A 13,528-nucleotide genomic window follows, 5' to 3' on the forward strand; every position below is an offset into this window, starting at 1 on the left:
GCGGCCTCGCTCGGCGGGCATAAACGAAGAATTATACGGCGCCCTGCCAGTACGCGGCAAAGCGTCGCGTAGATGCCGTCAAGCTGTCGGACTGATAGAATCGCCGCCGGTTCACACGAGATTAATCCATGCACGACACCCACAACGAGCGCATGAGCGGCAATGAAACCCGCGCCGCCGGCGGTCTGGCTCTGGTCTTCGCTTTTCGTATGCTGGGCATGTTCATGGTCTTGCCGGTCCTGGCCACCTATGGCATGGACCTGGCCGGCGCCACGCCCGCGCTGATTGGCCTGGCCATTGGCGCCTATGGCCTCACCCAGGCGGTGTTGCAGATTCCCTTCGGGATGATTTCAGACCGCATCGGCCGTCGACCCGTCATCTACCTGGGCTTGATCGTGTTTGCCCTGGGCAGCGTCCTGGCAGCCCAGGCCGATTCCATCTGGGGCATCATCGCAGGGCGCATCCTGCAAGGGGCCGGCGCCATTTCGGCGGCGGTGATGGCGCTGCTGTCGGACCTGACCCGGGAACAGCACCGCACCAAGGCCATGGCCATGATCGGGATGAGCATTGGTCTTTCCTTTGCAGTGGCAATGGTCGTCGGGCCTTTGCTGACAAGTGCCTTTGGCTTGTCAGGATTGTTCCTTGCAACGGCCGGCTTGGCCTTGGTTGGCATCGCGTTGATTGCCTTCGTGGTACCTGCCACGCACAACATTCTGCAGCATCGCGAATCGGGCGTTGCGCGTCAGGCCATCGGCCCGACCCTCCGTCACCCGGACCTTCTACGGCTGGATGTGAGCATCTTCATCCTGCATGCCATTCTCATGGCCAGCTTCGTCGCGCTGCCTCTGGCCTTCGTCGAGCGCGGCGGACTGCCCAAGGAACAACACTGGTGGGTCTACCTGACCGCGCTGTTCGTCTCATTTTTTGCAATGGTACCGTTCATCATCTACGGCGAAAAAAAGCGCAAGATGAAACGTGTGCTGGCCGGGGCCGTCAGCGTACTGCTGTTGGTCGAGCTATTCTTCTGGCAGTGGGCTGACGGTTTGCGCGGACTGGTGATCGGCACCGTGGTATTCTTCACCGCATTCAACCTGCTGGAGGCTTCGTTGCCTTCGCTGGTCAGCAAGGTGTCGCCAGCAGGTGGCAAGGGAACGGCGATGGGGGTGTACTCCACCAGCCAGTTTCTCGGTGCTGCGCTAGGGGGCATCCTGGGTGGCTGGCTGTTCCAGCATGGTGGGCTGAACACCGTGTTCCTTGGCTGCGCGATACTGTGTGCCATCTGGTTGGCCGTTGCCTTGAGCATGAACGAGCCACCGTATGTGACCAGCTTGCGCATGCCTTTGTCGCCGGAGGCCGCCAAGGATGCTGGCCTGGCTGCACGGTTGATGGCCGTGCCCGGCGTGACCGACGCCGTTGTGGTCTCGGAAGAATCAGCCGTCTATATCAAACTGGATACGAAAATTTTGGACCGTACGACCCTGGAGCGCCTGATCAATCCGGCCTCAGCGGCGTGCGAAGCCTAGGAGAACGTTATGGCCCGTGGGGTTAACAAAGTCATTCTGGTCGGTACCTGTGGCCAGGATCCCGAAGTCCGCTACCTGCCCAACGGTAATGCCGTGACCAACCTGAGCCTGGCAACCAGCGAGCAATGGACCGACAAGCAGTCGGGCCAGAAGGTCGAGCGTACCGAATGGCACCGTGTGTCGCTGTTCGGCAAGGTTGCCGAGATTGCCGGCGAGTACCTGCGCAAAGGTTCGCAGTGCTACATCGAAGGCAAGCTGCAGACCCGTGAGTGGGAAAAAGACGGCATCAAGCGCTACACCACTGAAATCATCGTTGACATCAACGGCACCATGCAGCTGCTGGGCGGCCGTCCGCAGAACCAGCAAGGCGGCGGCGACCCGTACAACCAGGGTGGTGGTAACAACTACAACCAAGGTGGCGGTCAGCAGCAACAGTACAACCAGCAACCTGCGCGCCAGCAGGCCCCGCGCCCGCAACAGCAACAGCGCCCGGCGCCGCAGCAGCCAGCGCCGCAACCGGCGGCTGACTTCGACAGCTTTGATGATGATATTCCGTTCTGATTTGAACGGTAGGGCATCGCGCTACAGTAAAAACCCGGGGCCATTGCTCCGGGTTTTTTTATACCTGGGGCAGGGTCAACTATTAAGTTTGTTGGCGAGTAAGAACAGTACTCAATGAACTTTCTCCTTCTGCCGTAGGGTCTTTCCCAAGTTTGCATGACACCGGCTATGCAGTGCCAATATTGCTTAGTATCTCAGCTTTAACAAGGAGAGGCTCATGCAATCAGGAACTGAACAGCGGGAGATAAAACTGACGGCGTCGACTGGGGACTATCACGTTTCGGGATTCAGCGAAGACTACGCGGCATTTCTCAAGGGTCGCGATAGAGGTGCTGAATATTCTGGCTCGTTCGTGATGGCGGTAGGTATCATCATCGCCTTGGTGGGCTTCGGTACGCTCGTTCTAGGCCCTGAAACGATTACGTACAACAGAGTGGCAGGCCCTACCTTGCTGCAGTACATACAGATGTACCCTGGGCCAATATTCAGTGTGGGTGGCGTCCTGTTTGCAATTGGTACCCGACTTCACGCCAGCAGCGAGGTCAGCCAGGAAGCGTTTCTACTGTCACGTTACAAGTTCATTGCTCCGGACGGCACATACGTCAATGACGACGTTAAACTTAGTTACTTGGGAGATGACAATTTTTCTATAACTACCCAATGATCTTTCAACTGACCACGCGGCCACTGCGGGGGCTACTGTCCGTCTCAATATCTGAGCGCCAGGTAGGGTACGGAGAAAGGCAACGTAAACACCGCATGGAGCAAGTCAGTGAGACCATCACGGCATGACTTCTGCGAGCTTGTCGAGACCCGTTCCAAGGGGGCGATCTTTTTTCAGCCAGCCGAACATGCGCTCGATGGACATGGTGTTGTCGGTATTTGCGCCGGTCGAACAACCTGGGCAAACCCGGCTTAGGCTTGCGCTTCATCGAGCGCTTCGGAATGACGGGCTGTATGCGGCACCGGTCGAAGTACTGACGCAACGCTTGTGCGTCATAGCCTTTGTCGGCGAGCAGCCACGTGCTGAGATGTATGATCTATCTTCAGCCTACCTGACCCACGTCATCGCACCTTTTCGATTCCTTGCTAGTCTTACCTGTTGGCGGTCATCAAACCGCCGTCACCGTGACTACCAAGAGGCGCCGGCCATGTTCCGTGCGTCCAAATCTGATCAGGAGTGCACGATGGATCTCAACCGTCGGCAATTCTTCAAGGTCGCCGCCGTCGGCCTTGGAGGCTCGAGCCTTGCGGCGCTGGGCATGGCCCCAACGCCTGCGTTCGCCGAGCAAGTGCGCCACTTCAAGCTGGCGCATACCAAAGAAACCCGTAACACCTGCCCCTACTGCTCGGTCGGCTGCGGCTTGATCCTGTACAGCCAGGGTGATGCAGGCAAGAACGTCAAGCAGAACATCATCCACATCGAAGGTGACGCCGACCATCCGGTGAACCGCGGCACCCTTTGCCCCAAAGGCGCAGGTTTGCTCGACTTCATCCACAGTCCAAGCCGTCTCAAGTACCCCGAGGTGCGCAAGCCGGGTAGCAACGAGTGGGTACGCGTCAGCTGGGACGAAGCGCTCGATCGCGTGGCCGCCTTGATGAAGGAAGATCGCGACGCGAACTTCATCGAGAAAAATGCCCAGGGGCAGACGGTCAACCGCTGGCTCACCACCGGTTTTCTTGCCGCTTCCGCCGCCTCCAGCGAGGCCGGCTACCTGACTCACAAGGTTGTTCGCGCAACAGGCATGCTGGGGTTCGATAACCAAGCACGTGTCTGACATGGCCCGACGGTGGCAAGTCTTGCCCCGACGTACGGCCGTGGCGCCATGACCAACCACTGGTCCGATATCGCCAACGCGAATCTGGTCCTTGTGATGGGTGGCAACGCAGCAGAAGCGCATCCGTGCGGCTTCAAATGGGTGACCGAGGCCAAGGCGCACAACAAGGCGCGGCTGATCGTGGTCGACCCAAGGTTTACCCGTACCGCTTCGGTGGCCGATTACTACGCGCCCATCCGCACCGGTACCGACATCGCGTTCATGGGCGGGTTGATCAATTACCTGCTGAGCAATGACAAGATCCAGCACGAATATGTGCGCAATTACACCGACGTATCCTTCATCGTCAAGGACACCTATGGCTTCGAGGATGGCCTGTTCAGCGGCTATGACGAGAGCAAGCGCATTTATGCCGACAAGTCGGGCTGGGGTTACGAGCTGGGCGAGGACGGTTTTGCCAAGGTAGACCCGACACTTCAGCACCCACGCTGTGTGTTCCAGCTGATGAAGCAGCACTACAGCCGCTACACCCCAGAATTGGCGAGCATGACCTGTGGCATGCCGCAGGACGCCATGATGAAGGTTTGGGAAGAGATCGCCACCTGCTCGGCGCCGGGCAAGACCATGACGATCCTGTATGCGCTGGGGTGGACGCAACATTCGATCGGCGCGCAGATCATCCGCAGCGCGGCGATGGTGCAGCTGTTGTTGGGCAACGTGGGCATGCCAGGTGGGGGCGTGAATGCCTTGCGGGGTCACTCCAACATTCAGGGCCTGACCGACCTGGGGTTGCTGTCCAACTCGCTGCCGGGTTACCTGACACTTGCCGGCGACGCCGAGCAGGACTACGCCGCGTTCATCGACAAGCGTGCGTCCAAGCCGCTGCGCCCGGGGCAGCTGTCCTACTGGCAGAACTACGGCAAGTTCCACGTCAGCCTCATGAAGGCCTGGTACGGCCCCAACGCCACCGCCGACAACAACTGGGGCTACGATTGGCTGCCCAAGCTCGACGTGCCTGCCTACGACGTGCTGCGCATGTTCGAGATGATGAGCCAAGGCAAGGTCAACGGCTACATGTGCCAAGGTTTCAACCCGATTGCCGCCCTCCCTGACAAGAACCGCGTGACCGCGGCACTGGCCAAGCTCAAGTGGTTGGTAGTCATGGACCCGCTGGCCACCGAGACGTCCGAGTTCTGGCGCAACGTGGGGCCGTTCAACGATGTGGACACGGCCGGTATCCAGACCGAGGTGATCCGCCTGCCCACCACCTGCTTCGCTGAAGAGGACGGCTCGCTGGTCAACAGCAGCCGCTGGCTGCAATGGCACTGGAAAGGCGCCGACGGCCCGGGTGAAACCCGCACTGACGTGCAGATCATGAGCGAGTTGTTCCTGCGCTTGCGTCAGCGTTACCAGAAGGAAGGGGGTACCTACCCCGATCCTCTGCTGAACATTCACTGGCCCTACAAGATCGCCGAAGAGCCGTCACCTGAGGAGCTGGCGAAGGAGATGAACGGCTGGGCCGTGACGGACTTCACCGACCCGACCGGTGCGACCGTCAAGTCCGGTCAGCAACTGTCGGGCTTCGGCCAGCTCAAGGATGACGGCAGCACGGCTTCGGGCTGCTGGATCTTCGCCGGCTGCTGGACCGAGCAGGGCAACCAGATGGCGCGCCGCGACAACAGCGACCCCTACGGCATGCATCAGGTCCAGAACTGGGCGTGGGCGTGGCCGGCCAACCGACGCATTCTCTATAACCGTGCTTCCAGCGACCCGCAGGGCAAGCCTTGGGATCCGGAGAAGAAGCGTCTGGTCTGGTGGAACGGCAAGGCGTGGGGCGGGACCGACGTGCCTGATTTCAAGGTCGATTCGCCGCCGGAAGCGGGCATGAACCCATTCATCATGAACCCCGAGGGTGTGGCGCGTTTCTTCGCCATCGACAAGATGGCCGAAGGGCCGTTCCCCGAGCATTACGAGCCTTTCGAAACACCGATTGGCATCAACCCCCTGCACCCGAACAACAAGAAGGTCGTCAGCAACCCGGCAGGCCGCATCTTCGATTCGGTGTGGGAAACCTTGGGCACACATGATGAATTCCCCTACGCGGCCACCACCTATCGCCTGACCGAGCATTTCCACTTCTGGAGCAAGCATTGCCGGCTCAACGCCATTGCCCAGCCTGAGCAGTTCGTCGAGATTGGTGAAGTCCTGGCCAATGAAAAAGGCATCAAGGCAGGCGACAGGGTGCGTGTATCGAGCAAGCGCGGGCATATCGATGCGGTTGCGGTAGTGACCAAGCGGATACGTCCGCTGCAGGTCAACAACCAGACGGTGCATCAGATCGGCATCCCGCTGCACTGGGGCTTCACCGGGTCCACGCGGCACGGGTACCTGACCAACACCCTGGTTCCGTTCCTGGGTGATGGTAATACCCAGACACCGGAGTCCAAGTCGTTCCTCGTCAAAGTGGAGAAACTCTGATGGCCAGCCAAGACATCATCGCCCGGTCGGCCACCACCACAGTGCCGCCTTCGGTACGCGAGCAGGAGCAGGTGGCCAAGCTGATCGACACCACCAAGTGCATCGGCTGCAAGGCCTGCCAGGTGGCGTGTTCGGAATGGAACGAGTTGCGTGACGAGGTTGGGCACAACCACGGGACTTACGACAACCCTCAGGACCTGAGCGCCGAAACCTGGACATTGATGCGCTTCACCGAGCACGAGCGCGACGACGGCAACCTGGAGTGGCTCATCCGCAAGGATGGCTGCATGCACTGCGCAGATCCCGGTTGCCTGAAGGCGTGTCCAAGCCCAGGTGCGATCATCAAGCACGCCAACGGCATCGTCGACTTCAACCAGGACCATTGCATAGGCTGCGGCTACTGCATCACCGGCTGCCCGTTCAATATCCCGCGCATTTCCCAGAAGGATCACAAGGCCTACAAGTGCACGCTGTGTTCCGACCGTGTCAGCGTAGGGCTGGAGCCAGCTTGCGTTAAAACCTGCCCGACCGGCGCCATCGTTTTCGGCAGCAAGGACGAGATGAAGGTGCATGCCGATGAACGCATCGTCGACCTCAAGTCCCGAGGCTACGAGAACGCTGGGCTGTATGACCCCGACGGGGTAGGGGGCACCCATGTGATGTACGTATTGCACCATGCCGACACACCTAAGCTGTATGCCGGGCTCCCGGACCAGCCGGTGATCAGCCCGCTGGTGGGGCTGTGGAAGGGCTTCACCAAGCCGCTGGCCTTGCTGGCCATGGGGGCGGCGGTGCTGGCCGGCTTCTTCCACTACGTACGGGTCGGGCCGCAACGTGTCGAGGAGGACGAGCAGCCTGTAGCGTCCGACACCAGCGTGCACCAAGTCGACCCGGCAGTGCATGTGTTCGATCCGAACAAGCCTGATGGGCAAGGGGAGCAGCGGCCATGAACGACAACAAGCCTATCCTGCGTTACACCGCCAACGAGCGCAGCAACCACTGGGTAGTGGCGATCCTGTTCTTTCTGGCGGGCCTGTCGGGGCTGGCGCTGTTTCATCCCGCCTTGTTCTGGCTAAGCAATCTGTTCGGCGGCGGTCCATGGACACGCATCCTGCACCCGTTCCTGGGTGTGGCGATGTTCGTTTTCTTCCTGGGCCTAGTGGTGCGTTTCTGGCGTGCCAACTTCATTACCGCCAACGACCGCCTGTGGTTGCGCAGAATCGATCGGGTCATGCGCAACCAGGAGGACGGTGTGCCTGCCATCGGCAAGTACAATGCCGGCCAGAAACTGCTGTTCTGGACGCTGCTAGTGTGCATGCTGATCCTGATGGTCAGTGGCGTGGTGATCTGGCGTGCTTACTTCAGTCACTACTTCGACATCGGCGCCATACGCCTGGCCACCTTGCTACACGCCTTCGCGGCGTTCGTGCTGGTGCTCAGCATCATCGTGCACATCTACGCCGGCATCTGGATCAAGGGGTCGGTAGGCGCCATGCTGCATGGCTGGGTCAGCCGGGCCTGGGCGCGCAAGCACCATGAACTGTGGTATCGCGACGTGACCGGTGACAAAACGCCGACCGAGCACCGACGAAAAGAAGGATGAACGCTTGAGTACCGTACTTGAACCTGGGCAGATCGAAGCGTCGGCCGTCATGCCGCCGTTTCTGCACCTGCCACCAGGCAACCTCTTCGACGTGCGAGCGGCTCGCCTGGAGCGCTTGGCCCAGGGCCACGCCATGGGCGACTACCTGCTGTTGATCGCGCGGCTTTGCCGCATCCAACAGCAGCTTGTGGATAACCCGCCGAGTGCGCTGCCTGTTGCCGAGGACCGTCAGCGTCTGTGCATAAGTCACGGGCTGCCGCCCCTGGCTGCTGACAGCCTTGTGCGCGAAGGCGCATGGCTGGCGTGGTTGCAGGCGCTGCTCGATCATTTCGATGAGTCTGGCCAGGGGCCCCTGCAAGATGCACTGCACAGGCTGCGCATCAGTGACGATACCCAGCGCAAAGGTTGGGCAATTGCCCTGCTCAGCGGCCAGTACGATGCCGTGCCCCCTGCACTGGTGCCGTTCGTGGGCGCAGCCTTGCAGGCGGCCTGGTCAAGCTGGTTGCTGGCGCTGCCAAGCACCGAACTCAAGCCCGCTGCCAGCCTTGCCCAATGCCCGGCATGCGGCTCGCCGGCCATGGCGGGCGTGGTACGCAACCGTGGCAAGCACAACGGCTTGCGTTACCTTGCCTGTTCGTTGTGCGCCTGTGAGTGGCACGTGGTGCGGGTCAAGTGCGTGTACTGCGACTCCAGCAAAGACCTGCGCTACAGCGCGCTCGACGATGACCGTCACGGACCCGGCAAGGCACCGCTGCGTGCCGAGTGTTGCCCAGGGTGCAACAGCTACCTCAAGCAGCACTACCTGGAAAACGACGCAGCAGCCGAAGCGTTGGCCGACGACTTGGCCAGCCTGGCCCTGGACATGCGCCTGGACGAGGAGGGGTACCATCGTCTGGCACCCAACCTGATGGTCTCGCCCGGCTAGCGGTTGATTGTCTACACTGTGAGACCGAGTTGCCTTGCCCAGGCAAGCGTCCTTGACACGGGTTTCGAAGGTTCCCGGACCTGCGGATGCCTGCGTTACCGTCGCTTGCCTGCCACAAGGCCAGCAGACAATGGACCCGTCCAAGGTAGTACCGCATGCCCTCCAGCTTAGCCAGCGTCACGCCTCGCCTGCCTTCCATCGATACACTCCTGCGCCACACCGCCTGTCTTGCGCTCATCGAGCGTTACGGCCGTGAAGCTGTTCTGTCGACCTTGCGCCACTTGCTGAATGATCTGCGCGACCTTGTCCGCAATGGCCAGCTGAATGCTGCCGAGGTGGCGCCGGAGGTACTGCTGGGCCGCGCCGGCGAACGCCTCGACGTCCAGCAACGCAGCCAGGTTCGCCGCGTGTTCAACCTCACCGGCACGGTGTTGCACACCAATCTGGGCCGCGCCTTGCTGCCCGAAGAAGCCATCGAGGCCATGGAATGCGCAGCGCGCTACCCGCTGAACCTCGAGTTCGACCTGAGCACGGGCAAGCGCGGTGATCGCGATGACCTGATCGAAGGGTTGATTCGCGAACTGACCGGCGCCGAGGCCGTCACCGTGGTGAACAACAATGCAGCCGCTGTGTTGCTGGCGCTCAACAGCTTGGGCGCCCGCAAGGAAGGCATCATCTCCCGTGGCGAGCTGATCGAGATCGGGGGCGCCTTCCGCATACCCGACATCATGGCCCGGGCCGGCGTCAGGCTGCACGAGATCGGCACCACCAACCGCACCCACGCCCGCGACTACGAGGCGGCCATCAGCCCGCGCACTGGGTTGCTGATGCGCGTGCACTGCAGTAATTACAGCATCCAGGGCTTTACCACCCAGGTACCCACCCCGGAGCTGGCCCGCATTGCCCGTCAGCACAACCTGCCGCTACTCGAGGACCTGGGCAGTGGCAGCCTGCTGGACCTCACGCGCTGGGGGCTACCCGCCGAACCGACGGTGCGCCAGGCACTGAGCGATGGCGCCGACATTGTCACCTTCAGTGGCGACAAACTGCTGGGCGGTCCGCAGGCAGGGATCATCGTCGGGCGTAAGGACTTGATCGCCAGGATCAAGAAGAACCCGCTCAAGCGCGCCCTGCGCGTGGACAAGATCACCTTGGCCGCCCTGGAGGCCGTATTGGCGCTGTACCGCAACCCTGATCGCCTGGCCGAGCGCCTGCCCAGCCTGCGCCTGCTCACGCGTGCCCAGGCGGAGATTCACACCCAGGCCCTGCGCGTGGCGCCCGCGATGCAAGCCTGCCTGGGCGAGCAGTGGCGCGTCAGCGTAGAGCCGACGCTGGGCATGATCGGCAGCGGCAGCCAGCCTGTCGCCCGCTTGCCCAGCGCCGCCTTGTGCCTGCGTCCACAGGTGTCCAAGCGGCTGCGCGGGCGCAGCTTGCATGCTTTGGAGCGAGCGCTGCGTGAATTACCGGTGCCTGTGCTTGGGCGCATCGACGACGATGCGTTGTGGCTGGACTTGCGCCAGCTGGACGATGAACCCCAATGGCTGGCGCAGCTGCCAAGCCTGCAGTTGGGGGCCTTGCAGTGATCGTCGGTACCGCCGGGCACATCGATCACGGCAAGACGGCGCTGCTGCAGGCGCTCACCGGCCAAGCCGGGGACCAGCGTCAGGAGGAACAGGCCCGCGGCATGACCATCGACCTGGGTTATCGCTACGCGTCGCTGGCCGAGGAGGCGCCACTGACTGGCTTCATCGACGTGCCGGGCCACGAGCGGTTTGTCCACAACATGCTGGCCGGTGCCCACGGCATCGACCTGGTATTGCTGGTGGTGGCGGCAGACGATGGCGTCATGCCGCAGACCCGCGAGCACCTGGCGATCATCGAACTGTTGGGCATTCCCCAGGCGCTGGTGGCCATCAGCAAGTGCGACCGGGTCGAGCCCGCACGCGTGGAAGCGGTGAAGCAGCAAGTCAGCCAACTGCTGGCGCCTGGCCCGTATGCCGATGCGCTGCACTTTCCCGTATCCAGTACCGTTGGTACCGGCATCGACGCCTTGCGCCAGGCCCTGCTGGCGGCAGCGCCCCATGCCCGCCGTCGCAGTGTGGCCGGAGGCTTTCGTCTTGCCGTGGACCGGGCGTTCGCCGTTACGGGCGCGGGGGTAGTGGTGACCGGCACGGCGCTTGCGGGGCGGGTGACTGCTGGCGACACGTTGCTGCTGGGCAAGGCTGGCAAACCGGTGAGGGTGCGCGGGTTGCATGCTCAGAATCAGCCCGCGCTGGTGGCTGAGGCAGGGCAGCGTGTGGCGCTCAACATCGTCGCCGAGCGCCTGGCGGTGGACCAGATACGCCGCGGCGATTGGCTGGTGCCGCAGTGGTTGCACGCGCCTAGCACACGCATCGATATCACCTTGAGCCTGCTGCCTGGCCAAGCCCGTGCCTTAGAGCACTTCAGTGCAGTGCACGTGCACCTGGGTACTCAGGACGTGACAGCCAGGGTGGCTTTGCTCGAGGGGCAGAGCTTGGCGGCGGGGCAGCGCATGTTCGCACAGTTGCTGCTCAACGCGCCGTTGCAAGCGGTGCATGGCGACCGTCTGGTGCTGCGCGATCAGCGCGCTCAGTACACGCTGGGCGGCGGCACGGTCCTGGACCCGTTCGCCCCCAGTCGTCAACGCCGCAGCGTCGAAAGGCTGCAACAGTTGCAGGTGCTGCGCGACTGTACAGGTCTTGAGCAGGCCTTGCCGGGTTTGCTGGCCAGCGCACCGGGTGGGCTAGATCCACAGCGCCTGGAGCGGCAGTTCAATCGCCTGCGTGACAGCTGGCAGTTACCCGACGACGTACGCGTGATCGCCACCCGCCAAGGCCAGTTGTTGTTCGCTGCAAGCCAGTGGCAGGCGCTCAAGCAACGTGTGCTGGCCCAGCTGGCGGCCTTTCACGAGCAGGAGCCCGATCAATTGGGCCCGGACCGTGACAGGCTGCGCCGTTTCGCGGCGTTGCCACTGGACAGGCCGGGGTTCGTCAGTTTGCTCGAGCAGTTGCTGGCCGAAGGCGCCGTAGCCAGCAGCGGCCCCTGGCTGCATTTGCCTGATCATCAGGTTCAGCTCAGTGCCGCGGATGAGGCGCTCTGGGCGCGCCTGCAGCCAAGGTTGCAGGCTGGCGCTTACGATCCGCCTTGGGTAAGGACATTGGCGAGCGAGGAAAAATGCGCCGAGGCCGATGTACGCCTGCTGCTGCGCAAGCTGGCGCGACTGGGGTTGGTGCATCAGGTGGTGCGGGACCTGTTCTACCCAGAGTCGACCCTACGCCGCATGGCAGAGCTGCTACAGCATCACATAGGTGACACGCCGGTAGTGCAGGTTGCTGCATTTCGCGATATGTTGGGCATCGGTCGCAAGCGCAGTGTGCAGATTCTAGAGTATTTCGACCGCATCGGTCTGACCCGCAGGGTCGGCGATCAGCGGTACATTCGCAGTGACAGTGCCCTGGCCCGCTAGCAGGCCAGGCACCGATTTCAAGGAAGGCAATCGCGCCCGGTGGCGCGGCCGGGCTTCAAACCCGGTTGGGGACGGCATCCGTTCCCGGGCAGGTTCGACTCCCGCTGCCTTCCGCCACTTCTAGCGTTCGCCGCACAAGTCCAGGGCAAACCAGTGCTCGGCCTCTTTCACGTCCAGCCCGGCACCCAGTAGCGCGAACATCTTGCCAAGGGCCGCCTCCCGCGTCATGCCGCCCCCGCTGACCAGGCCTGCTGCCCGCAGGCGGCTACCGGCGGCATAGGTATCGAACACCACGTCGCCTTCCGGGCACTGGGAAATGGCCACCAACATGACGCCACGCTGGCGTGCAGCACGCAAGGTGTCGAGCAGCGCCTGATCATCTGACGGCCCAGTGCCGCTGCCATAGCATTCCAGCAACAAGCCCTGCACGCCGCTGCCGAGCAAGGCTTCCAGATGACCTGCCTGCAAGCCAGGGAACACCGGCACTACCGCAAGGTTCACGCGCTGACGGGGCTGCTGGTAACCCAAGTGCGCCGGCAAGGGGGCTACGTGCTCACTCTGGCGATGGCGCGGCAAGGCCGCAAAGGCATCGAACGCTTCGCTGCGCAGCTTCGAGGCGCGGCAACCGTGCAGCAGCTTGCCCGCGAAGTACAGTTGCACACCCGCTTCGAGGGGATGATCGAACTGGCGCAGTGCGCCGCACAGGTTGTCCCAGGCGTCGCTGCCAGGTGCCCCTGCCGGCAGCATCGAGCCGGTCAGCAGGATGGGAACCGGCAGCCCCAGCAACAGGAACGACAGTGCCGCTGCACTGTAGGCCAGGGTGTCGGTGCCATGCAGCACCAGTACCGCATCATGGCCACGGACACGCACGGCATCGACGATCGCATCACGCATCGCCAGCCAGTTGTGCTGCTGCATGTTGGCACTGTCGAGCAGTGGGTCCAGTTCCTGGAGTGTCCAGGTGACTTCGGGGGCGTCTGCCATCATGGCGAAGTGATCGCGCATGCGGGACTCGAAGCCGCCGGATGGGGCCAGGCCTTCCGGCGTTTCGAGCATGCCGATGGTGCCACCGGTGTAGAGCACGAGGAGGTTCTTTACTGCGCGCATGGAAAGCGTCCGTAGCGATGAACGGGAAAGAAGAGCCGCGCTTTGCAGGGAAGGCTAGTGGGGCCG

General features: G+C 62.3%; 10 protein-coding genes, 1 tRNA gene and 1 pseudogene. 10 read left to right on the top strand and 2 right to left on the bottom strand.

Annotation, left to right across the window (positions count from 1 at the left end; genetic code table 11):
- Window positions 1-128: 128 nt before the first annotated feature.
- From FH041_RS19985 to FH041_RS19995, 3 genes are all read left to right on the top strand, one after another.
- Window positions 129-1,523, top strand: a complete 1,395-nt coding sequence (locus tag FH041_RS19985; protein WP_023534992.1) for an MFS transporter — start codon at window positions 129-131, stop codon at window positions 1,521-1,523.
- Window positions 1,524-1,532: 9 nt separating this feature from the next.
- Window positions 1,533-2,084, top strand: a complete 552-nt coding sequence (locus tag FH041_RS19990; RefSeq protein ID WP_023534972.1) for a single-stranded DNA-binding protein — start codon at window positions 1,533-1,535, stop codon at window positions 2,082-2,084.
- A 217-nt stretch (window positions 2,085-2,301) separates the two neighbouring features.
- Window positions 2,302-2,748: a hypothetical protein gene (locus tag FH041_RS19995; RefSeq protein ID WP_050438003.1), complete on the top strand. Its 447-nt coding sequence runs from the start codon at window positions 2,302-2,304 to the stop codon at window positions 2,746-2,748.
- Between the two features lie 4 nt (window positions 2,749-2,752).
- Here FH041_RS19995 and FH041_RS20000 read toward each other — a convergent pair.
- Window positions 2,753-3,106 (bottom strand): annotated as a pseudogene (locus tag FH041_RS20000) (transposase); the annotation flags it as partial.
- A 165-nt stretch (window positions 3,107-3,271) separates the two neighbouring features.
- Between FH041_RS20000 and fdnG the strand changes: the two are divergent.
- The 7 genes from fdnG to FH041_RS20035 all read left to right on the top strand — a co-directional run bounded on the left by fdnG (window position 3,272) and on the right by FH041_RS20035 (window position 12,472).
- The gene (fdnG, locus tag FH041_RS20005; protein WP_140174981.1) at window positions 3,272-6,340 is read left to right on the top strand and encodes a formate dehydrogenase-N subunit alpha; all 3,069 of its coding nucleotides are present in this window, start codon (window positions 3,272-3,274) and stop codon (window positions 6,338-6,340) included.
- The gene (fdxH, locus tag FH041_RS20010; protein WP_028687677.1) at window positions 6,340-7,290 is read left to right on the top strand and encodes a formate dehydrogenase subunit beta; all 951 of its coding nucleotides are present in this window, start codon (window positions 6,340-6,342) and stop codon (window positions 7,288-7,290) included. Before fdnG ends, fdxH begins: the two co-directional genes overlap by 1 nt.
- On the top strand, window positions 7,287-7,943 hold the full coding sequence (locus tag FH041_RS20015) for a formate dehydrogenase subunit gamma (protein WP_027915110.1): 657 nt from the start codon (window positions 7,287-7,289) through the stop codon (window positions 7,941-7,943). Before fdxH ends, FH041_RS20015 begins: the two co-directional genes overlap by 4 nt.
- 4 nt (window positions 7,944-7,947) lie before the next feature.
- Complete coding sequence (gene fdhE / locus FH041_RS20020; RefSeq protein WP_027915111.1) at window positions 7,948-8,868, top strand: formate dehydrogenase accessory protein FdhE; 921 nt, start codon at window positions 7,948-7,950, stop codon at window positions 8,866-8,868.
- 155 nt (window positions 8,869-9,023) lie between these two features.
- A complete protein-coding gene (selA, locus tag FH041_RS20025; RefSeq protein ID WP_110607345.1) occupies window positions 9,024-10,451 on the top strand; it encodes an L-seryl-tRNA(Sec) selenium transferase in 1,428 nt (475 codons plus the stop codon).
- Window positions 10,448-12,355: a selenocysteine-specific translation elongation factor gene (gene selB / locus FH041_RS20030; RefSeq protein ID WP_140175149.1), complete on the top strand. Its 1,908-nt coding sequence runs from the start codon at window positions 10,448-10,450 to the stop codon at window positions 12,353-12,355. The genes selA and selB overlap by 4 nt, the downstream gene beginning before the upstream one ends.
- A gap of 21 nt (window positions 12,356-12,376) precedes the next feature.
- Window positions 12,377-12,472 (top strand) — tRNA-Sec (locus FH041_RS20035).
- 3 nt (window positions 12,473-12,475) lie between these two features.
- Here FH041_RS20035 and FH041_RS20040 read toward each other — a convergent pair.
- A complete protein-coding gene (locus tag FH041_RS20040) occupies window positions 12,476-13,462 on the bottom strand; it encodes an asparaginase (protein WP_028687674.1) in 987 nt (328 codons plus the stop codon).
- Window positions 13,463-13,528 lie beyond the last annotated feature (66 nt).

It is taken from the genome of Pseudomonas sp. SWI7 (assembly GCF_006351945.1).
GTDB lineage: Bacteria > Pseudomonadota > Gammaproteobacteria > Pseudomonadales > Pseudomonadaceae > Aquipseudomonas > Aquipseudomonas fulva.